Source organism: uncultured Tateyamaria sp. (assembly GCF_947503705.1).
Lineage (GTDB): Bacteria > Pseudomonadota > Alphaproteobacteria > Rhodobacterales > Rhodobacteraceae > Tateyamaria.
The window spans coordinates 285,491-305,269 of the sequence record NZ_CANNES010000005.1; the positions used below are offsets into that span (position 1 = coordinate 285,491).

General features: G+C 58.6%; 19 protein-coding genes and 1 pseudogene. 6 read left to right on the forward strand and 14 right to left on the reverse strand.

The annotated features are described in order from the left end of the window. Nucleotides 1–246: 246 nt before the first annotated feature. Nucleotides 247–1,041, reverse strand: a pseudogene (locus Q1A44_RS13780) (enoyl-CoA hydratase); the annotation flags it as partial. A 48-nt stretch (nucleotides 1,042–1,089) separates the two neighbouring features. Here Q1A44_RS13780 and Q1A44_RS13785 point away from each other — a divergent pair. After that, nucleotides 1,090–1,527 (forward strand): PaaI family thioesterase, encoded by a 438-nt coding sequence (locus tag Q1A44_RS13785; RefSeq protein WP_299626096.1) that lies wholly within the window; start codon nucleotides 1,090–1,092, stop codon nucleotides 1,525–1,527. 78 nt (nucleotides 1,528–1,605) lie between these two features. On the opposite strand, the gene Q1A44_RS13790 is transcribed toward Q1A44_RS13785, so the two are convergent. Beyond that, nucleotides 1,606–1,839 carry a DUF1127 domain-containing protein gene (locus Q1A44_RS13790; protein WP_299626099.1) on the reverse strand — a complete coding sequence of 78 codons (234 nt, stop codon included), beginning with the start codon at nucleotides 1,837–1,839 and terminating at the stop codon, nucleotides 1,606–1,608. A 94-nt stretch (nucleotides 1,840–1,933) separates the two neighbouring features. Between Q1A44_RS13790 and Q1A44_RS13795 the strand changes: the two genes are divergently transcribed. After that, the gene (locus tag Q1A44_RS13795; protein WP_299626102.1) at nucleotides 1,934–3,349 is read left to right on the forward strand and encodes a PLP-dependent aminotransferase family protein; all 1,416 of its coding nucleotides are present in this window, start codon (nucleotides 1,934–1,936) and stop codon (nucleotides 3,347–3,349) included. Here the strand turns inward: Q1A44_RS13795 and Q1A44_RS13800 are convergent. Next, nucleotides 3,346–4,389: a hypothetical protein gene (locus Q1A44_RS13800; protein WP_299626105.1), complete on the reverse strand. Its 1,044-nt coding sequence runs from the start codon at nucleotides 4,387–4,389 to the stop codon at nucleotides 3,346–3,348. The genes Q1A44_RS13795 and Q1A44_RS13800 overlap by 4 nt on opposite strands. Nucleotides 4,390–4,391: 2 nt before the next feature. Further along, nucleotides 4,392–4,709: a hypothetical protein gene (locus tag Q1A44_RS13805; RefSeq protein ID WP_299626108.1), complete on the reverse strand. Its 318-nt coding sequence runs from the start codon at nucleotides 4,707–4,709 to the stop codon at nucleotides 4,392–4,394. Nucleotides 4,710–4,926: 217 nt separating this feature from the next. Here Q1A44_RS13805 and rplM point away from each other — a divergent pair, with 217 nt between their 5' ends. Further along, complete coding sequence (rplM, locus tag Q1A44_RS13810; RefSeq protein WP_299626111.1) at nucleotides 4,927–5,388, forward strand: 50S ribosomal protein L13; 462 nt, start codon at nucleotides 4,927–4,929, stop codon at nucleotides 5,386–5,388. 2 nt (nucleotides 5,389–5,390) lie between these two features. Further along, a complete protein-coding gene (gene rpsI, locus Q1A44_RS13815; RefSeq protein WP_299626173.1) occupies nucleotides 5,391–5,876 on the forward strand; it encodes a 30S ribosomal protein S9 in 486 nt (161 codons plus the stop codon). A 780-nt stretch (nucleotides 5,877–6,656) separates the two neighbouring features. On the opposite strand, the gene Q1A44_RS13820 is transcribed toward rpsI, so the two are convergent. The 9 genes from Q1A44_RS13820 to guaA form a co-directional block, all read right to left on the reverse strand. Next, on the reverse strand, nucleotides 6,657–7,274 hold the full coding sequence (locus Q1A44_RS13820; RefSeq protein ID WP_299626114.1) for a TetR/AcrR family transcriptional regulator: 618 nt from the start codon (nucleotides 7,272–7,274) through the stop codon (nucleotides 6,657–6,659). Further along, nucleotides 7,267–8,136, reverse strand: a complete 870-nt coding sequence (ppk2, locus tag Q1A44_RS13825) for a polyphosphate kinase 2 (protein WP_299626117.1) — start codon at nucleotides 8,134–8,136, stop codon at nucleotides 7,267–7,269. The genes Q1A44_RS13820 and ppk2 overlap by 8 nt, the downstream gene beginning before the upstream one ends. A gap of 53 nt (nucleotides 8,137–8,189) precedes the next feature. Next, nucleotides 8,190–9,161 (reverse strand): alpha/beta hydrolase, encoded by a 972-nt coding sequence (locus Q1A44_RS13830; RefSeq protein WP_299626120.1) that lies wholly within the window; start codon nucleotides 9,159–9,161, stop codon nucleotides 8,190–8,192. A 6-nt stretch (nucleotides 9,162–9,167) separates the two neighbouring features. Next, a complete protein-coding gene (gene metA, locus Q1A44_RS13835; protein ID WP_299626123.1) occupies nucleotides 9,168–10,115 on the reverse strand; it encodes a homoserine O-succinyltransferase in 948 nt (315 codons plus the stop codon). A gap of 70 nt (nucleotides 10,116–10,185) precedes the next feature. Beyond that, nucleotides 10,186–11,049 carry an ATPase gene (locus tag Q1A44_RS13840; RefSeq protein WP_299626126.1) on the reverse strand — a complete coding sequence of 288 codons (864 nt, stop codon included), beginning with the start codon at nucleotides 11,047–11,049 and terminating at the stop codon, nucleotides 10,186–10,188. Between the two features lie 35 nt (nucleotides 11,050–11,084). Beyond that, the gene (locus tag Q1A44_RS13845) at nucleotides 11,085–12,020 is read right to left on the reverse strand and encodes a DMT family transporter (protein ID WP_299626129.1); all 936 of its coding nucleotides are present in this window, start codon (nucleotides 12,018–12,020) and stop codon (nucleotides 11,085–11,087) included. A gap of 125 nt (nucleotides 12,021–12,145) precedes the next feature. After that, nucleotides 12,146–13,246, reverse strand: coding sequence for an outer membrane protein transport protein (locus Q1A44_RS13850; protein WP_299626132.1), 1,101 nt, complete (start codon nucleotides 13,244–13,246; stop codon nucleotides 12,146–12,148). A gap of 135 nt (nucleotides 13,247–13,381) precedes the next feature. Then, on the reverse strand, nucleotides 13,382–14,251 hold the full coding sequence (locus Q1A44_RS13855) for a DMT family transporter (RefSeq protein WP_299626135.1): 870 nt from the start codon (nucleotides 14,249–14,251) through the stop codon (nucleotides 13,382–13,384). A 103-nt stretch (nucleotides 14,252–14,354) separates the two neighbouring features. After that, nucleotides 14,355–15,917, reverse strand: coding sequence for a glutamine-hydrolyzing GMP synthase (guaA, locus tag Q1A44_RS13860; protein WP_299626138.1), 1,563 nt, complete (start codon nucleotides 15,915–15,917; stop codon nucleotides 14,355–14,357). A gap of 189 nt (nucleotides 15,918–16,106) precedes the next feature. On the opposite strand from guaA, the gene Q1A44_RS13865 reads away from it, so the two are divergent. Beyond that, nucleotides 16,107–17,651, forward strand: coding sequence for a trimethylamine methyltransferase family protein (locus Q1A44_RS13865; protein WP_299626176.1), 1,545 nt, complete (start codon nucleotides 16,107–16,109; stop codon nucleotides 17,649–17,651). A gap of 4 nt (nucleotides 17,652–17,655) precedes the next feature. On the opposite strand, the gene Q1A44_RS13870 is transcribed toward Q1A44_RS13865, so the two are convergent. Then, a complete protein-coding gene (locus tag Q1A44_RS13870; protein WP_299626141.1) occupies nucleotides 17,656–17,955 on the reverse strand; it encodes a DUF6477 family protein in 300 nt (99 codons plus the stop codon). A gap of 263 nt (nucleotides 17,956–18,218) precedes the next feature. Between Q1A44_RS13870 and Q1A44_RS13875 the strand changes: the two genes are divergently transcribed. Next, nucleotides 18,219–19,370, forward strand: a complete 1,152-nt coding sequence (locus Q1A44_RS13875; protein WP_299626144.1) for a DUF6456 domain-containing protein — start codon at nucleotides 18,219–18,221, stop codon at nucleotides 19,368–19,370. Nucleotides 19,371–19,779 lie beyond the last annotated feature (409 nt).

Consider the following 19,779-nt stretch of genomic DNA (forward strand, 5'->3'; position numbering starts at 1 on the left):
GAAGCTGTGAATTTAGCAGGGAATTAAAGGGAGTTTTGGGGTCGCCGCTGCGGGGATGGTCGGTCAGTGAGAGGCTGACCTGGAGGGACCTTCCGCCCACGGCGACCCAAAAGTGTTACGGCTGTGTTAACCGTGTCCCATTTGTGCCTCATTTGCGCCCAATTTGCCAGACCTGAATTGGAAATAGTCCGGTCTCGATTTGGAAACAACGCATTGTCGTGGTGAATTTTAAGAGTTTTAACGTGGTTATTGCGACCAGTTCGGCGGCCGTTTTGCGATAAACGCGTCGATGCCCTCGGCGGTATCCCGGTCCAACATATTTTCGACCATGACAGTACCAGTGTAGGCATAGGCATCAGCGACGGGCATTTGCAGTTGATTATAGAACGCTTCCTTGCCGATTTTCACCGCCACACCCAGCTTGGACGCGATTTGATTGGCAAGTGTATTCGCCTCAATTGCGAGGTCGTCAGGGGGGACGGCGCGGTTGATCAGACCCGAAGCGGCGGCGCGATCAGCCTCGATGAACTCACCAGTGGTCAGCATTTCGAACGCTTGTTTTCGGGGGATGTTGCGGGACAGGGCCACCATAGGTGTTGAACAAAAGAGGCCAATATTGACGCCGTTGACGCCAAAGCGGGTGTCTTGTGCGGCCACAGCGAGGTCGCAGGTCGCGACGAGTTGGCACCCGGCGGCGGTGGCAATGCCGTGGACTTGGGCAATCACGGGTTGGGGCAGGGACTGCACCCGCGCCATCATCGCAGCACAGCGGTCAAAGAGGTCTTTGAAATAGGCCCGCCCGCCATCCTCATTCTGTCGGCCCATGGTCATCTGTTTCAGGTCATGGCCCGCGCAAAACGCCTTGCCTGCGCCGGACAGGACAACCGCGCGAATGCTGCTGTCTTCGGCGATCTCGTCCAATGCGCCGTGAAGTGCGGCAATCATCTCGTCTGACAGCGCATTCAGCCGTTCGGGCGCGTTCATTTGCAGATGGGCGACCGCGCCCGTGACCTCACGTTCCAGAATTGCCATCTTGCCCTCGTCCTGATTTGCAGCCCATCCTAAGGCATTGAACGGGAGAGGAAAAGCATGACCGTTGTGATGAATGCGGCCGAGATGAATGCGTTTTTGGGCAAAGTTTTTCTGGAAGTGGCAGGCGAATTTCATGTCGAAGAGGTCAGCGACGACGGCGTGACTTTGCGTTTATTGGTACAAGATCGACATTTGCGCCCTGGGGGTACAATCTCTGGGCCTGCAATGTTCGGGCTGGCGGATGTCACCGCCTATATGGTCACGCTCGCACAGATCGGGCCACGCGCGCTGGCCGTGACCACCAACTGTTCGATTGATTTTATGCGCAAACCTGCGGCGGGTGTCGATCTCATCGCCCATGGCCGCTTGCTCAAGCTGGGCAAGACGCTGTCGGTGTCAGATGTGTTGGTCTATTCCGAAGGGATGGACAAGCCGGTGGCGCGGGCCAGTCTGACCTATGCGATTCCGCCCGCAGGTGTCGATCTGCCTGACTAAATTATTGGGAAGAATAACAAAAAGCGGCCGGGACAAGCCCGGCCGAGAGGAAGAGGTCTGGCGGTCGCCACGGGGATGTCACATCCGCCAGAACACGCGCCGCGCCTCAAGCGAGGCCTCGGCAGGTGTCAATCCCACATCGCGCAGCTGATCCGGCGTCAGTTGCTGCAGCGCCAGGCGCGTGCGCCGACGTGTGGCCCATTTCGACAGGACCACAGCGACGCGGACAGCAATCAGCGATGCGGCCGGAATGCGGTTCTGCGCAGTCAGGTAAGCAAGGTGCGATGCGGGTGCAGTCATGTGGCGTGTCATGGGAAATCTCCTAAATTGTATTGACACAATGTGGCGTTATCGCCATGAAGTAACGATACAATGTGATTACTCATGACGCTATGGAAATATTGTAATGGATACAATTTGGCAGCCGAGCCTGTTGACGGGCCAAGGTCCCAAGTACAAGGCGGTCATGCAGGCCATCCGCGACAGCATTGCAGCCAATAGCCTCATGCCGGGAGAGAAGCTGCCCCCCGTCCGTGATCTGGCCTGGAAGCTCGGGATAACTCCCGGCACGGTGGCGCGGGCCTATACCTTGCTGACGGATGACGGGACGTTGGTGGCCGAAGTCGGGCGCGGCACGTTCGTTTCCGCACCCGATCACAAGGAACCGCTGTTGCGCGAATTGCCCATTGAGGTGGATAGCGCCACGCATAATGCCGAAGCGCAAGACGATCAGGTCAACCTGTTCTCGCCGCATTTGCCCAGCGTGGGGCAGGCGGGTTTGATCCGGCAATTGCTGGCCGAAGTAGCCCAGGATCCGCCATCGGGCGTGATGCATTACCCGACGCGGGTAGGTGGCAGACCAGCCCGCGCCGCTGCCGCGCGCTGGCTTGCCTCGCCTATGTTGGGGCCTGTCGGGGCGGATGACATCGTGTTGGCCCATGGCGGTCAGAATGCCATCATGCTGATCTTTCAGGCAGTGCTGCGCGGGCGCAAACCCGCCGTCCTGGTCGAAGAATTGGCCTATCCGGGCTTTCGCCGGGCGGCTGAACTGCTACGGGCAGAGGTCATTCCAGTGGCCATGGACGAGGCCGGCATTCTACCCGAAGCACTGGAGGCCGCGGCGCGCACGCATGACGCACAAATCCTGTGCACCTCGCCCGAAGTGCACAATCCCACCTGCGGCTACTCCCCTTTGGCGCGCCGCCAGGAACTGGCTGCCATCGCGCGCCGCTATGATCTTCAAATCCTCGAAGACGATTGCTACCGCTTGGGCGACGCCCAAGCCCCAACTTACCGCAAGTTGGCGCCAGAGCGCAGTTGGTACGTCTCGTCCTTGTCAAAATCGATCACGCCTGCATTGCGATTTGGTATTGCCGTGGCGCCTCCAGGGCAGGCCCCGACCCTTAGGCGCACGGCAGAATACGCGTTCTTTGGTCTGGCCACGCCAATGACGGACCTTTGTGCTAAGCTTTTGGATGATCCGCGCCTCGCGCCGGTTGCAAGCCGAGCGCGTGAGGAAATCGGCCAATACGTGCGCAGCGCGGTCAACATCCTGGGCGGCTATGATCTGGCGTGGCGTGCGGATGTGCCATTCCTGTGGCTGCGCCTGCCGACCGGTTGGCGGGCAGGGGCCTTTGTGCAGGCCGCCGAAACTCAGGGCGTGCGCATTCGGTCGGCCGAGGAATATGCCAGCCGCGACGCGCGTGTGCCCCACGCGGTACGTTTCGCGATCAATGCGGGCGTGAGCCTGAGCAGTTTTGAGGCCGCCATCGGACGTTTGCGCGACCTGCTGGACAACCCACCGGAGTTGATCGGCGTCTAAAGCAGACCTGCCGCCCCCCAGGCCAGTCCAAACCCAATGGCAAGGGCTGATAACAGTGCGGCATAGCCTGCCAATTTCCACTGAGAAAAAGCGCGCTCGCCATAGGTGCGCCCCTGCATGCCACAAACCACAACCTTTTTCGCCTTGCCCTTGTATGAGTAGTGCAAAATCCAGACCGGCAACAGAATGCGGCGGTAATGGATGCCACTGGTGTCCGTGTTGTAGCGGATGCCATGGACGCCAGATTTGCGGATATGTCGTTTGATCCGATTGCGGATCAGCAGACGTTTGTCATCCGCACTGGCGTCCAGACCGTCGGCCACATTTTGATGGTGCTGCTCGGCGGCAAATCCGGCAAGGTATCCTGCCCGGTAGGGCCGCAGGCGCGTGGGAGAAAAATCGTGTAGAATACCATCGCGGATCAGCGGCGTCACATGCCGCGAGGCGGGCACCAGCATATCGTCAAAGGACATGTGCATAGACCCTGATGTTTTGCGGACCACCGTTCGCTTGCCCTGTCGGACCTTGTAATTGGCCCAGTAGTCCACCGCCTCTTGGCTATCGAATGTCCAGAACGGCACATAAAGTCCGGCAACCCGGGCTTTGGCCACAACATCGTTCAGGTCGCTTGGGGCGGCGATCCGGCGACGGACCCAGGTTTGGGCAAATTTCTGTGCGTCTTGTTCGGGAACGCGAAATGGGATCAGGGCCATGGCGGCATAGGCGCTATCTTGGGTGTCAAGCACCACGGGGCCGTCGCAATAGGCGCAGCGTTCGCTGATCGACGGCCCGACAAAGCTGACGGCCCCGCCGCAGGTCTCGCACCGGTGCACTTGGGCCCCGATGGTCATGGGGGCCTCGGCCACTGGCGCATCGGGGTCAAAGGGAAACTCGGCGGCGGCGGCATCGTCCGCGTCCGTCTCCAGGCCCTGAACGTTGCCACAACTCAAACAGCTCAGCGCTTGAACCGCGGGATCATAGACGCATTGGCCCGCACAATTGGGGCATTGCAACTCAGACTGAAAGGCAGCAGGTTCCATGCTTAGTCGGAGTCCATGATCGCGACGGCAATCTCAAGCAAGACACGCAGGCGCAGCCAGGACCGATCAATCGCACCTTCAAGGTCCCCCGTGGCCCCCCAATCGCCGATCACGGTGGCGACAAACCAGGTGGTCATCAGCCAAAACGCGATGATCGACCAGCCGCCGATGCTGCGCAGCCACCCAGCCGAGCCCTGCTTCAGCTCGTGCTTGGCCTCATAGACGGTGATCAATTTGCGCACGACTGGAATGCCACCGGCCGTCGCACAGACAAGCAGGATAACAGTGGCCAGGATCGGGGCAAAAAGGGATGGGGTCATAGGGCAGGGGCTGTTTCATATCTTGGGCAGTGTTATGTGGCGTGGCGAGGCCGGGTTTGGCAAGGCGAGAATCCTCATGGTATAATGGGGTATTCAGATACCATAATTTTAACCTATTGTTTTTGAACATTTATACGTGATTGAACGCCATTGACCCGGCAATACCGCCCCCCTATAACCGCGCAATCCGAAATCCGACCCTTTAGGGATGCGACATATGAAAACCTTTACCGCAACACCTGCGGACATCGACAAGAAATGGATCATCATCGACGCCGAAGGCGTGGTGTTGGGCCGTCTTGCCTCGATCGTCGCCATGCGCCTGCGTGGCAAACACAAGCCTTCGTTCACACCCCACATGGACTGTGGCGACAACGTGATCATCATTAACGCTGAAAAAGTGCAGCTGACCGGCAAGAAACGCCAGGAGCATCACTATTGGCACACCGGCCACCCCGGCGGAATCAAGAGCCGTACCAAGGAGCAGATCCTGGAAGGCAAGCACCCCGAGCGCGTCGTGACCCTGGCCGTCAAGCGGATGCTGCCCGGCAACCGCCTGAGCCGTCAGATCATGACCAACCTGCGCGTCTATGCAGGTGGCGACCACCCCCACGAGGCGCAAAGCCCCGAAGTTCTGGACGTTGCGTCCATGAACTCCAAAAACACGCGGAGCGCATGAGCATGTCCGACGAAATCAACACACTCGAAGACTTGCAAGCTGTGGCTGGCGACGCGCCTGCCGAAGTTGAAATGGTTCACCGCGAGCCCGTTCGCGACGAACTGGGCCGCTCCTATGCCACAGGCAAGCGCAAAGACGCGATTGCCCGCGTCTGGATCAAGCCCGGCTCGGGCAAGGTCACCGTGAACGGCAAGGCGATGAACGACTATTTCGCCCGTCCCGTGCTGCAAATGATCCTGGCCCAACCCTTCACCGTTGCCGGCGTCGAAGGGGAATTCGACGTGGTTGCCACGGTCAAGGGCGGCGGTCTGTCCGGCCAGGCCGGTGCGGTCAAGCACGGCGTGTCCAAGGCACTGCAACTCTACAACCCGTCGCTGCGCGGCGCTCTGAAAGCGGCAGGCTTCCTGACCCGCGACAGCCGTGTGGTTGAGCGGAAGAAATACGGTAAGGCCAAAGCCCGTAAGAGCTTCCAGTTCTCCAAGCGTTAAGGTTTGGGTTCACAGCACTGCGAAAGGCCGCTCCGGGATCGGGGCGGCCTTTTGCGTTGGCAAAATGGTCCGCTTTGAGCCGAAAAAGACAGATGATGCGCATCATCGAACCAACGACCGGTTTAGCTGCCTCCTGAAGGCTTTTTGGGGCCCACATAGGAAAAGATCCAGCGCCAATGCAAGCCCAGAGAAAGTGAGCGCCGAGTGAGCGCATTTCGATGCTGGTTCCTAGATTGGAATTAGTAAACGAACCTACAAGCGCGGGGAGGAATAGCAAACCGAAGGCACAGCCGCCCGAAGTCATTCGTTTGTTTGCGTCCTCGGAAGCTTTGAGGAGGTGAATGGAAACGACGTTAGCAATCTTGCCGCCGAGGACGATCCCCAGCCACATACTGGCGAAGAATGCGAAAACGCCTGCTGCTTTCGTTATCTCACCGCCAAAAACGATTGCTATAGGAATGAGAATGAATGGTGCTGTGCCTACCCATGGCAACCACTTCGACTCTTCCAGCTTCTTAAAGAGCTTGATCAACATACTCGTCCGGTAGCACAGACCGAGAATCATAGATAGCAGACCTTAGAGCAGCCGCAGCGATATGACGCTTCGTCTGCACACCCGCCTTTTACCCTTTGTCAACAAACCCCACCGCACGCTACGTTAACCCAGCCATCAATGCACAAACGGTGCACAGGTTTATGTAAGGGCAGTGCAGGCCAATTTCCCTTGAAAATATGGCAAAAACGTCGACTCGCTGACAAAAACGGCCGCGCCATTGCGCGTCACGCGTCGGGCTTGATCAATCCAAGCCCGCGCAGGTAAATTCCGATCCCCGTCTCTAGCAGATCCTCGGGTGGAAAGGGCGATGCGCGCCCCGGAGAGTTGCGCGCAAACAACTCGACGACCCCGTGGCTCATCGCCCAGATATGGGCGGAAAACATCGAGGCGGGGGGGCGCTTGTCTTCGGGAATGTGTTGGCTCAGGTCGCCTGCCGCCTTCTCCAGAACCGCGTTGGCGCGTCCCGCGACATCCGCCAATTCAGGCGTACGGTTCACCGAAATCCCGGACTCAAACATCGCGATGTAATGGCCTGGAAACTTGCGCGCAAAGGCCAGATAGGCACGGCCCGTGGCCTCAAACGCGGCGAGGGCCGAGGGTTGGCCGGACTGGTACGCATGCTCCATCAGGTCAGCGAAAATCGTGTATCCTTGGCGCGCGCATTCCGCGATCAGGTCCTCGCGGCCCTCGTAGTGGCGATAGACCGCGGCCGGGGTCACGCCCGCCTGCTTGGCCGCCTCTGACAGGGTAAAGCCCGTTGGGCCCTTCTGCTCGATCAGCAAAAGGGCGGCGTCAATCAGGGCCTGACGCAGATTGCCGTGGTGATAGCCACGTTTAGGCATCCCAGATATCCGGACCACCACAGATCGCTTTGTCTATCTTGCCAATGGCTTGCGCGTCTTTATTCGTGTAATCTAGCCCGTGCAGAACGGTGCGGATCGCGTTGAGGCGCGCCCGTTTCTTGTCATCCGACCGCACGATGGTCCAAGGGGCGTGGTCCGAATGCGACCGCGCAAGCGTTTCGCGAATGGCATCCGTATAACCATCCCATTTCTTAAGCCCCTCGACGTCAATCCAGCTCAGCTTCCACTGCTTGAGCGGGTCACGTTCGCGCGCCATGATCCGGCGCAGTTGCTCTGCCCTGCAGACGTTCAGCCAGAATTTGAACAGGATGATGCCGTCATCCACCAGCATTTCTTCGAACGGTTGAACCTGCTTGAAGAAATGCTCACGCTCATTGGGTTCGCAAAAGCCGAACACATGTTCGACCACACCGCGATTGTACCAACTGCGATCAAAAAAAGTGATCTCGCCGCCTGAGGGCAACTGTCTGATATAGCGCTGAAAATACCATTCGCTGGCTTCGGTCTCGCTTGGTTTCGAGAGGGCCACCACATGGGCGCCGCGTGGGTTCAGATGCTCGCGGAATCGCTTGATCGTGCCGCCTTTGCCCGCTGCATCTCGCCCCTCAAAGACGCAGGCCACCCGTGCGCCCGTTTCTGACGCCCAGGCCTGCATCTTGACCAGCTCAATTTGCAGCGCGGCCATGTCGGCCTCATAGGTCTTGCGTTTCATCCGTGCGCTGTGTGGGTAGGTGGGCGTTAGAATGTCGCCTTTTTGGGCGTCCTTGATCTTGGCGCGTACATCGTCGGGCGCACCGGTTTCAAAGAAATCCGTGATCGCCCCGTCAAAAGGAAGGCTCATGGTGTTCGTCCCAAGTTACTGCTCTTAACATGTAATATGGGGCAGGGCGGCCCTTAACGCAAACCCGCACGCGCCGCGACACGGTCGATTGCTGCGATCACGGCCTCGGGGTGGCTGTGTTGCGGCATATGCCCCACACCTTGCAGCACAGTGACGTTGGCGCCTTCGATCTGATCCGGCAATTTCGCGGAGTGGACGCTGAGCGGAACGATCGTGTCGGCATCTCCGTGCACAACCTCGACCGGCACGTCAATCCTGTCGTATTGTTCTGACATTTCAACGACATGAGGACGCAGCCAATTGACCTGCCGTGCATTGGCCCGCATCGATTCCCGACGCAGGGTCAGGGCCGGGCCGACGTGATCAAGGTATCCGTCCGGGGCGGGCTGCGGTTCAAAGATACTGGCGACGGTCGCGTTTACGTAAGTCTGGGGAGCAAAGGCGCTGAGCATAGGCACGACGAATGCGCTGCCCCAGGCTGCCCCGTTCACCTTGTAGAACCAGCCCAATTCGCCAGGCCAGGGATTGGCCACCCCCGCAATGGAGACGACGCCGGCGAGATCATCAAATTCGAGCGCCCAGGCCAAAGACACAATCCCGCCAAAGGAATGCCCCACCACAATCGGATTGATGACGCCCAATTTATCTGTGGCCCCCTTGAGCAGGCGTGCCTGTGCGCGTGGCCCTGCATGGGCCGTGGTCCAGACGGCTTTGTGCGCAGGTGCCATCTGGTCGGTCCATCCCAGGCCTGGACGGTCAAGGATGGTCACGCGGTATCTGTCGGACAACATATCGGCAAAAGCAAAGGTGAAATCACGGGTGTTGCCCGATGCGCCGTGGATCAAAACGACATCCGGTCCCTGGCCCATCTGTTCGGCATGAACGCGCACACCGTCAACGTCGATCATCTGGCCTGTTGGCGGAAACGCCTCTGCCGCCTCACGTTCGCGTTTGAACGCGAAATACTGCACCATGCCGATGATCAGAAAAGCCAGCACAACCATCAGAATAAAAACGGTTTTCATCTCGCGTCACCCCCTCAGATCGGTCTTCTCCTGCCCGATCAGGTCCATGTCATATGGGGTAGTCAGATAAATCTCGGACAGCCAATTTCCATACAAGAGGTGCGCATGACTGCGCCAACGGTTCGAGGGCCGCTTGCTTGGGTCGTCCTCCGGGAAATACCCGACCGGCAGGGCAATCTCGGCCCCTTCCACCTGGACCGAGGCCAGGTCGCGGTCATACTCCTGTTTCAGCGTGTCACTGTCATATTCAAAGTGGTTGAGGATATAGAGCGCACGGTGATCAGGATCTTCGATCAGGCAGGGGCCGGTCACGTCGCTGCCCAAAAGGATTGGCAGACCTGCCGCCTCGACTTCTGCTGCGCGCACTTCGGTCCAGCGCGAGACAGGCACGACGCAATCATCCGAGAACCCGCGTAAATAGGGCGATGACGGAGCCAGGTTTGCGTGCCTGTAAGCGCCAAACAGCTTGCCATCGAGCAGATGTTTGGGAACGTTGTGAAAGTGGTGCAGCATCGCCATCCCGCCCCAACAGACCCCAAAGGTGGAGTGCACATGGGTCTGGGTCCAATCCATGACCTCGGTCAGTTCATCCCAATAGTCCACATCCTCGAAATCGAGATGTTCGATTGGAGCACCGGTGATGATCAGACCGTCAAATTTCTGATCTTTGACTTCCGAGAACGGTTGGTAAAAGCTTTCCATATGTTCGGCGGCAGTGTTTTTGGCGGCATGATCCGTCATTCGGATCAAGGTCAGCTCGATCTGCAGCGGCGTCGCACCGATGAGGCGTGCAAATTGCGTCTCTGTCTGGATTTTCTTTGGCATCAGGTTCAAAAGCCCGATCTTCAGTGGCCGGATATCCTGATGCTCTGCCAACTCTTCGTCCATGACCATCACGCCCTCGTCCGTGAGCACGGAATAGGCGGGCAGGGTCGAGGGAAGTTTGATGGGCATAGGGCTGGTCCTGGTCAGGGGCTTTTGAGTATTTCGAGAACAATGAAACCTGCGAGTGGTGCAGATAGGCCTAAGCCGCGCGCCGCTCAAGAGCGGTGGCAATCAGATCGGTGAAATCGCCTTCACCTTTCAGCGAGGCCACTTCGTCCGCCGTCACCGTCACGCCCCATCGGGCCATCGCCTCGTAGCGGGGTTGCCGGTGGGCAAGCGCGCGGGCATAGGTCCAGCGGATGAAGTCGTCGGGGTTCACCGCGTCCTCGGCTTGGCCGGTTTCAATAAGGTAGCCTTGCCAGCATTCGAGCAGGAATTCGGGCTGATAGGCCATCGGTTTGGGTGCCCTGTCGAACCGCGCAATCAAGGCAGCGGTGTGGGCGGCATCCCCTTTGATCCAGACCGGGAGGCACACGTTTGAGAGCGTCGTCATCAGTGGATCCGCGTCGTCGACCGGGTCCACCCACTCACAGATCGACCCGCCTGTGTCGCAGATGAAATGGGGGTAGCCATAAAGCGTTTGCGCGCGTTCCGCGAAATAGCCGGTATCTTCCAACGCAAGCACTTCGGAGCGGCGGAATTGTTCCTGACGGCGGCGGTATTCGGAGATGGGTAATCCGCCTTGGGTTACGTTGCCGGGCTTGCCCAGATATGTGGATACAGGCGTCAGGTTCTCGAAGGTGATGTTTGACCCGATATAGATGCTGTCGCTGAGCAACAGGTCCCGCAGGAACGGGACTTTCATCGCTTCGGCCTTGGCATTGTCGGCGATCAACTCGCCCATATAGCGCGTTCCGATCCGGTAATCGATCGAGTAGTGAAACCAATGTCCCGAAGCGCGCAGCGTGGTGGACATATGTGTCTTGCCCAAGCCCGACATGCCATAGACCAGCACTTGTTTGCGGGCGGCGCTACGCCAATGGTCCGCATCACGGTAAAGCATCTCAGTGGTCCCCAAAGATCGTCCTGCGCGCGGTGTTACCGGTGGGGGGGGATGCGGTCAACGTGCCTTGGCCGGATCATGGCCCACACGCGACCGTCCAGGATGATTAACCCGAGGGCCAGCAAGGCAAAGCCTGCATAGGCATTCAAGCCCAGTGCCTCGTGGCGCACCATTGCTCCGAGCGTAATCGCGACCGGTGCGATCAACAGGGTCACCAGCATCAGGTTGCCCGCCCCCGCCATCGCCAGAACGCGGTAATACAGCAAATAGGCCCCTGCGGTGGCAATAATCGCATAATACCCAATGGCGACCAACGTGCTCGGATCCAGAGCAAGCGTCAGCGGCCCTTCGCTCAGCCTGGCCAGTGGCACGGCAATCAAGGTTGATCCGGTCAGCATACCCGCCGCCGCAACTTGTGGTGCGAGCCCTGACAGAAATGTCCGCGCCCATGCACCTGCGAGCGCATAGCTGATGGTACCTGCGATGATGGCCACTTGCGCAAGACTGCGTATGTCAAAGCTGCGAAAATTATCCAACCCAATGGCCGTAGCAACCCCCAGGAAACCGAGCCCAACGCCAACGCCCTTGCGCAATGTCATTCTTTCATCGGCGAAAAAGAGGGCTGCGACCAGCACTCCAAAAATGGCTGTCGCGGCATTCAGGATCGAGGTCAGCCCCGTCTCGATATGCAACTGGCCCCAGGCCATCAGGCCAAAGGGGATAACGTTGTTCAAAAGGCCCATGCCCAAAAACCCAATCCAGATGCGCGGTGCGCGTGGGATGGGCAGGCGCATGCACAACACCACGATCCACAGAGCGCACATCGCCCAGAAGGTGCGATGCGCGACCGAGGTGAGCGGGCCGATTTCATCCAGCGCGATCCGTATGGACAGAAATGAGCCGCCCCAGATCATTGCCAGCAACAGCATCTCGGCCCAGGCGCGGCTTGATATGGTTTTTTGCACTGTCATGAACGTGGTGTGACAGGGGCGAGCGACCGATGCCACCCGGAACCTGCGCAAAGAAAAACCCCGCCCGGATGAAGGGCAGGGTTTTCCGGTGATCTATCGTTGGGCTGATGGCCCAAGCGATGCGATCAGAAGCTGTATTGGATTCGGAAACCTGCGGATACGGCCGAGTCGCCGCCAAATGCGCCCACGGGGTTACCGCCAACATTCGGGATCGCATTGCCGAAATCGGTATAACGAACGCCGCCGCTGATCTCGGTCTTTTCATTCAGCTGATAGGATGCGCCCAAAGCGAGGAACACAGAGCCGTTTGTTGATCCGAGCGGAGAAACAAGATCGTCTTCGCCCTTCTGGCTCCAACCGACTGTGGCGCTCCCGGCCCATTTTTCGCTGAACCGGCGACCGACACCCAGCGACACGTCGAACCCGTTTTCAAGGTCTGTCAGCGATGCGCCGCCCAGTGCTGTCGGGCGTACCGACGTCACGCTATAATGAGAAAAGCGGATCGAACCGAAAACCAGCGTATCTGCGGCCACACCGGTTTGAAAATCGAGTGCAATCGTTTCAGGTGTTGTCACGTCTGTTGCACTTGGAGGGGCCACAACGACGCCGTTGATTGTTTGTGTGGTGTCCAGGCTGTGATCGATTTCGGAGTGGTATGTCAGGGCCACACGCAAAGCGATCCTTGGGATTTCATAGGCTGCACCAACCATGTAGCCAAAGGCACCATCATTGGAGAAGGCAGCATTGTAACCGTTCAGGCCCGACGATTGATAAGCCAAACCGCTCAGCGTCACGTTGGCGCTGACGTTCTGATAGACCAGCCCCCCGTGTACAGAGAAGTTGTCGTTGAACTTGTAGCGGGCGAAGGCGGTGTACGCGCTGGAGTCCACTGTGGCCGCTGTGCCATCTAGAACAGTGGATGAGGGGCCATACATAATGTCGGCGCCATAAGGCTCGTCGATGATCAGACCAAATGACAGCTTGTCGCTCGCTTGATAGCGGATGCCCGCGCCCCAGACGGCAAAACTGTCGCCAATGTTTCCGGTTGGGTTTGTAAAGACGTCCGAGCCATCGATGCTTGGATTTGCCCCACCAAAACTGAATTCGACCATATTGCCGTCTTCAAAAATAAAGGAAGTTGGGCGACCCGAACGGTCGAGCCCGACAGCTTGCGCGGCAACCGCTGATACGACCAACGCCGTCGCGGCGAGTCCTATGGTTTTCATGTTATTTCCTCCCAAGGGCGCCGTGAGTGCGACGCATTGGGCGGGTTTTAGCCGATTTCAACCCCTAGCCGTCAATGTTGACCCTAGGGCAGAATGCGCCTTGTGACGGAGCGTCATAAAGTTGTGACATTCGTGTCACTGCTGTTTTTGCGTCCGAGTCTCGACCCAGATGTTCAGGTAATTGCCCGCAAAAATGATCGCCGCGCCAACAAAGACCCATATATCAACAACTTCGCCATATACGAGCATTCCGATCACGGCGATTGTCGGCAACCGAATAAAGTCGATAGGCACGACAACTGTGGCTGGCGCAATGGCGAGGGCGTTGGTTAGGCAAAAATGCGCCAAAAGCCCCGCAATGCCGATCAGGACGACCCAAGGCAGGGCGTCGGTGTTGGGAATCGCGATGTCGCCATCATAGCCCGCCATCACCAGCCCCATGACCAATTGCATGGTTGTGAGCCAGAACAGGATCGACGTGATCCCCTCGTTCCGGGTGAGCCGTTTGGTCAGCATGATCGTGATCGCAAAAAAGATCGCGGACGAGGCGGCGGTCATAACGCCGGGGTTGAGGCCCGCCATATCGGGGCGGGCCACGATCAGAATGCCAATGAACCCCATCACTGCCGCCAGTCCACGCGACGTCGTCAACCGCTCTCCTAATATAAGTGGGCTGAGAACAATCACCCAGATCGGGGATGTGAACTCCAACGCAAAGACTTGTGCCAGTGGAATGACCGTGACCGCGAAAAACCACAGGTTTTGGCCTGTGAAATGGGCGAGGTTGCGCGTCAGGTGCGTACCGAGCCGGTCTGTCTTGATCTCGCGCCAGGCCCCGGTCAGGCCAGCGAGGGCACAGACGATGATCACGCCAACGAGGCTGCGGAACATCATGATCTCGAATGTATCAAGCGTATCGCTGACCTCACGCCCGGCCACGGCCATGCTTGAGAAAGACGCGATGGAGCCGGACATCCACAGGGCGGCCTTGAAAACTGGGTTCATCTGTCTCTTGGCCTTAAATATCCTCGCGTCAGGCCGAAAGTTCTTTTGGGCCGATAAGGCGTGTTAACGCCTTGAGCGGACAGTCTTCCAGCCGCAGGCGTCATTATTCCCACTCGATTGTGCCCGGCGGTTTCGATGTGATGTCATAGGTCACACGGTTGATGCCCGGCACCTCATTGATGATCCGCGTTGCCGTTTCACCGAGAAATTCGTGCGAAAAAGGATAATAATCCGCTGTCATCCCGTCGACTGATGTGACGGCGCGCAAGGCGCAAGCATAATCATAGGTCCGGCCATCGCCCATCACACCGACCGTCTTGACCGGAAGGATCGCAACAAAGGCCTGCCAGATATCATCGTAAAGCCCGTGCTTGCGAATCTGGTCGATATAAACGGCGTCTGCCTCGCGCAGAATGTCCAGCTTGGCGCGCGTGATCTCTCCGGGGCAGCGGATGGCAAGGCCGGGCCCGGGGAAGGGGTGCCGACCGATAAAGCTGGGTGGCAGACCCAACTCGCGGCCCAAGGCGCGGACCTCGTCCTTGAAAAGTTCGCGTAGCGGCTCGACCAGTTGCATGTTCATCCGCTCGGGCAAACCGCCCACATTGTGGTGCGATTTGATGGTCACGGAGGGACCGCCGCTGAAGGACACTGATTCGATCACGTCGGGATAGAGCGTGCCCTGCGCCAGGAAATCCGCGCCACCGATCTCTTTGGCATATTTCTCGAACACGTCGATAAAGAGACCGCCGATGATCTTGCGCTTGGTCTCGGGGTCGCTGACACCTTCAAGCCTGCCCAGAAACAGATCAGATTCGTCGGCATGTATCAGCGGCAGGTTATAGTGTTCGCGGAACATGCCGACGACCTGTTCACTCTCGTCTTTGCGCATCAGCCCATGATCCACATAAACGCAGGTCAGTTGATCGCCGATGGCCTCATGAATGAGGACGGCCGCAACCGAGCTGTCGACCCCGCCGGACAAGGCACAGATGACCTTGCCATCGCCGACCTGCGCGCGAATTTTGGCGATCGCTTCCTCGCGATAGGCACCCATGGTCCAGTCGCCTTTGAACCCGGCCATGCGCACGAAATTTTCATAGAGCATGGCGCCATTTGGCGTGTGGTGAACCTCTGGGTGGAATTGAACCGCATAGAAATTGCGAGCCGTGTCGCCAGTGATTGCAAAGGGCGCGTTGGGGGAGGTCCCATAGACCTCAAACCCCGGGGCAATCTCGCTGACGTGGTCGCCGTGACTCATCCAGACCTGTTCGCGGTCGGCGGCAAACCAACCATCCAGCAGCGCCAGCTTGCGCGCCTCGGGCGTCACATAGGCACGGCCAAATTCGGCAGTGCCGTGGCCGCGCTCAACCTTGCCGCCCAGCACATGCATCATCACTTGCTGGCCATAGCAGATGCCGAGGATCGGAACGCCCAGATCAAAGACAGATTTGGGGGGCATTGGCGCGCCCTCGGCAAAAACCGAAGCTGGCCCGCCGGAGAAGATCACGGCCTTGGGTTGAAATTCAGCGAGAAAGGCATCTGTGACCTGCTGGAAGGGGTGGATTTCGCAATACACGTTCAACTCGCGCAAGCGGCGCGCGATAAGCTGCGTCACCTGGCTGCCAAAGTCGATGATGAGGAGGCGGTCATGGGTCTGGTCTGTCATGACTGTGCAATATGCGCGGGCACTGCCTGTGGCAAGTGGCGGACAGAGGACAGCGCCCGAACGCCCGGGATTTTTTTGGAACAGGGAAGGGGATGTCGCTTTTTTACCGGGGGGGCCGTTATCTGCGCGCTTGCGCAGCACGGATGATGTAGGACGCCTGCACTGATGATCTCAGACGGGGGACAAGCGATGGCCGAAGCAGCAGTTCGCAAACGGGGACGTGGGGGCGGCGGTGCCGCGCGTCGCGCAGAGCGCAGTGCGGTGTCGTTCGAGACCGCGCGCTTTATCGAGCGTAACATTCCCAATTTCGAAGTGCTCACCGAAGAAGCGCTTGAGCTGATCGAGTACAATGCGGAAACAGTGTTGGAAGAGATCGGCGTTAACTTTCCCGATAACCCCTTGGCCCTGCAGCGCTGGCGTGACGCCGGTGCCGATGTGGATGGGGATCGTGTACGCATTCCGCGCGGCTTGGCCCGTCAACTCTGTGCCACTGCGCCGTCCAGTTATGTGCAACACGCCCGCAATCCAGACCGCAATGTTGTCGTGGGCGGCAAGAACCTCGTTTTAGCCCCCGTTTACGGCCCGCCTTTCGTGCGCGATATGGCTGGTGGCCGACGCTATGCCACGATGGAAGATTTCCGCAAATTCGTGAAGCTCGGCTACATGTCCAAGTGGTTGCACCATTCCGGTGGCACCGTGTGCGAGCCGACGGATGTGGCCGTGAACAAACGACATCTGGATATGCTGCACGCGCACATGACCCTGTCGGACAAGCCGTTCATGGGGTCCGTGACAGAGCCAAGCAGAGCCCGCGATTCGGTTGAGATGTGTGAAGTTCTCTTCGGCAAGGATTTCGTGGCCGAAAACACGGTCATGACCTCGCTCATTAACATCAACTCACCCATGACATTCGACGATGTGATGATGGGTGCTTTGGATGTTTACGCGCAGGCCAACCAAGCCTGCATCATCTCTCCCTTTATCGTGGGTGGGGCCATGGCTCCTGTGTCCGTTGCCGGTACACTCACACAAGTGTTGGCCGAAGTGCTGGCAGGCATCGCCTATTCGCAGCTGTGCAAGAAAGGCGCGCCGGTAATCATGGGGGCCTTTGTGACCTCGATCGATATGAATTCGGGTGCCCCCACCTTTGGCACCCCCGAGGCCAGCCACATCACCTATGGCGCCGGGCAATTGGCGCGGCGGCTTGGCTTGCCCTTCCGTTCGGCGGGATCGTTCTGCGGCTCAAAACTGCCTGATGCACAAGCCGCCTACGAGACGGCGAACTCTCTGAATATGGGGCTGTTGTCTGGCGTGAACTTTATGTTGCACGCGTGCGGTTGGCTCGAAGGTGGCTTGGTCAGCTCGTTTGAGAAATTTGTGATGGATGCCGATCAATTGGGTGCATTGCACCATTTTGCGGCTGGCGTGCAGGTCGATGAAAATGCGCAGGCCATGGACGCAATCCGCGAGGTGGGGCCGGGCGGGCACTACCTGGGTTGCGCCCATACGCAAGCGAACTTCAAATCGGCGTTCTGGAAATCTGACGTGCTGGACTACAAGCCCTACGAGACATGGGAGGATGAAGGCGGCCGCGATACGATGACACTGGCGTCGCGGCGGGTCGAAAAGATGCTGGCGGATTATCAGCAGCCGACCATGGATCCTGCCACGCGCGAAGCGCTTGATGCATTTGTGGCCACGAAGAAAGCGGCAGAACCCGACAGCTTTATGTGATCGGTCAAACGGGTTGGTTGGGTTTGGCGGCGCGCAGAATGCGGGCCTCGCCAACGATTGCAATCAATACGTCGATATGGCGCAACAGGTTGTAGGCGGAATCGTCGCCAATGCGCTGGGCGTTCAACTCACCCTCGATCTCGACCAGACGGATCAGTGCCGCGCCATGGCGCGGCAGGTTTCCATAGCCCAGAAGGCGGGGCAGATGGGCGGTGCGGCGGTAATCCTCTGCGCCGATTCGAGCGGCCCGCATCAGTAGACGCGGGCGGCGCATCGCGTTCAGCATCGACAGAATATCTTGCATTTCCAGTACTCCTTTGATCGGGGCAAACCCGGTCCCCACCAGATTTGACCTGATCACCTTTGCACAACTTAAAGGCGTGTTGCGTGCAGCCGTCGCGCCGCGAACGTTCCTTTAGCAACTGTTTATCTTTTAGAAACAATGCTGCGGATATCGATGATTGTTAACGAACGAGTAACCAATGCACTTTTAGGTTGTGTGGATAACCTGTGGAAAACTTTCAATCACACAGGGGCATTCGCAAAGAGAGAACGGAAAGCAACGCAATGCGTGACACACAGACATCGCACCCGGTCCTGGCGGGGTTTCCCCCTTGGGTGCCCGATGCCGCCCTGAACTATCTGGCCCATACCGAAGCGGGCTTGCCCATTCGGGAACTGGCCCGTAAGTCAGGCTGCCACGCGTCAACCGTTCTGCGCCAGATCAGACGTTTCGAGACGCGGCGCGACGATCCGCTGATTGATGCGGTCTTGCGAAAGCTGGGTGCCGGGCTTGTTCACATCCCATCATCGACAGCGCAAGTGGACCAAAAGGAGCATGTAACCATGCCAGCTGTTGCAAAGGATCAAGTTCAAGGACCGGATACGCAAGCCCTGACACGCGACGCACAGCGCATACTGCGTCGTATGTGTGAAACGGGCGCAGTGCTGGCCGTGGCCGTTGACATGGAAAAAGCCGTTGTGGTGCGCGATGGTGTTTCCGGGGCGAGCACCCGGACGGCCGTTGTGGATCGCAAGGTGGCTGAGGCCATGGCGCTCCAGGATTGGATCAGTGCGGATAAGGCGGGTCGGATCACGCGCTACAAAATAACTGCCGCTGGCCGTACCGCGCTGTCTGAGATGATGGACGATGCCGACGCGACGCCCGCGCCGCCGCCTGGATTGGCCGAAGCTCCGGCGGCCTTTGCTGATCAGCACCGGGTCTGGGGCGAACGCACGGTGCGCGACAGCGAGACGGGCCAGCCGCGCAAGGTCCGGTATAACCTAGCTGAATCACCCCTGACCGCGTTGGCGCGACGCCGGGATCGGGATGGCACGCCCTTTCTGTCTGACGATCTGGTCAGCGCGGGCGAGCGGTTGCGCGAAGACTTTGAGTTGGCGCAAATGGGGCCGCGCGTGGCCCAGAACTGGGATCGTTTCCTGACAGGTGGCGGGCGCGGCGGCTTTGCCATGGACAGCGGCGTAGGCAACGGGCCTGAAGGAGCGCGCAACCGCGTCGCAAGCGCCCTGCGCGACCTCGGCCCCGGTCTTTCGGACGTGGTGCTGCGTTGTTGCTGTTACCTTGAAGGGTTGGAGACGGCTGAAAAACGCCTTGGCTGGTCGGCCCGGTCGGGCAAGATCGTGTTGCGCATCGCGTTGATGCGGCTCAAGCAACATTATGACGAGACGACAGGACCCGGCGGCGGCATGATCGGTTGATCCCGTCCCTTTGGTTTTGAATGAAATGGCGCTCCGGTCCTCCCCCGTGGCGCCATTTTTGTATCCGACCTTTTTCCCACTCGCTTGTGTCAAATTACGATTGGGGGCTGGACCGGAACATGCTTTTTTGGATTGAGCCCACTATAATTTGGAAGAGGTGGTGGCTTTATCGTCGTTAAGCTAATATATTTGTTACATATTTTTGAAAATGAGAAGGCCGCCAAGAGGTGTCAATGCCCATTTTTTGCTAAAACTGGCCCTCACCAAGAATCGTGATGAATAGAGATGATATTGTCCTCTGGAGAAACTCTATCTGGGCATGCAGGATAACTCTAGGGTCAGGACCCATTGATTTCCGGGCGACGGCGTGATTCACGGTTCGAAAAACGAGTGGTGAACATGTCTGGTC

Excerpts from the sequence above, each read along its gene's own strand:
- Q1A44_RS13785 (WP_299626096.1), top strand. The coding sequence starts at position 1,090 with ATGACCGTTGTGATGAATGCGGCCGAGATGAATGCGTTTTTGGGCAAA.
- Q1A44_RS13790 (WP_299626099.1), bottom strand. The coding sequence starts at position 1,839 with ATGACACGCCACATGACTGCACCCGCATCGCACCTTGCTTACCTGACT.
- Q1A44_RS13795 (WP_299626102.1), top strand. The coding sequence starts at position 1,934 with ATGGATACAATTTGGCAGCCGAGCCTGTTGACGGGCCAAGGTCCCAAG.
- Q1A44_RS13800 (WP_299626105.1), bottom strand. The coding sequence starts at position 4,389 with ATGGAACCTGCTGCCTTTCAGTCTGAGTTGCAATGCCCCAATTGTGCG.
- Q1A44_RS13805 (WP_299626108.1), bottom strand. The coding sequence starts at position 4,709 with ATGACCCCATCCCTTTTTGCCCCGATCCTGGCCACTGTTATCCTGCTT.
- rplM (WP_299626111.1), top strand. The coding sequence starts at position 4,927 with ATGAAAACCTTTACCGCAACACCTGCGGACATCGACAAGAAATGGATC.
- rpsI (WP_299626173.1), top strand. The coding sequence starts at position 5,391 with ATGTCCGACGAAATCAACACACTCGAAGACTTGCAAGCTGTGGCTGGC.
- Q1A44_RS13820 (WP_299626114.1), bottom strand. The coding sequence starts at position 7,274 with ATGCCTAAACGTGGCTATCACCACGGCAATCTGCGTCAGGCCCTGATT.
- ppk2 (WP_299626117.1), bottom strand. The coding sequence starts at position 8,136 with ATGAGCCTTCCTTTTGACGGGGCGATCACGGATTTCTTTGAAACCGGT.
- Q1A44_RS13830 (WP_299626120.1), bottom strand. The coding sequence starts at position 9,161 with ATGAAAACCGTTTTTATTCTGATGGTTGTGCTGGCTTTTCTGATCATC.
- metA (WP_299626123.1), bottom strand. The coding sequence starts at position 10,115 with ATGCCCATCAAACTTCCCTCGACCCTGCCCGCCTATTCCGTGCTCACG.
- Q1A44_RS13840 (WP_299626126.1), bottom strand. The coding sequence starts at position 11,049 with ATGCTTTACCGTGATGCGGACCATTGGCGTAGCGCCGCCCGCAAACAA.
- Q1A44_RS13845 (WP_299626129.1), bottom strand. The coding sequence starts at position 12,020 with ATGACAGTGCAAAAAACCATATCAAGCCGCGCCTGGGCCGAGATGCTG.
- Q1A44_RS13850 (WP_299626132.1), bottom strand. The coding sequence starts at position 13,246 with ATGAAAACCATAGGACTCGCCGCGACGGCGTTGGTCGTATCAGCGGTT.
- Q1A44_RS13855 (WP_299626135.1), bottom strand. The coding sequence starts at position 14,251 with ATGAACCCAGTTTTCAAGGCCGCCCTGTGGATGTCCGGCTCCATCGCG.
- guaA (WP_299626138.1), bottom strand. The coding sequence starts at position 15,917 with ATGACAGACCAGACCCATGACCGCCTCCTCATCATCGACTTTGGCAGC.
- Q1A44_RS13865 (WP_299626176.1), top strand. The coding sequence starts at position 16,107 with ATGGCCGAAGCAGCAGTTCGCAAACGGGGACGTGGGGGCGGCGGTGCC.
- Q1A44_RS13870 (WP_299626141.1), bottom strand. The coding sequence starts at position 17,955 with ATGCAAGATATTCTGTCGATGCTGAACGCGATGCGCCGCCCGCGTCTA.
- Q1A44_RS13875 (WP_299626144.1), top strand. The coding sequence starts at position 18,219 with ATGCGTGACACACAGACATCGCACCCGGTCCTGGCGGGGTTTCCCCCT.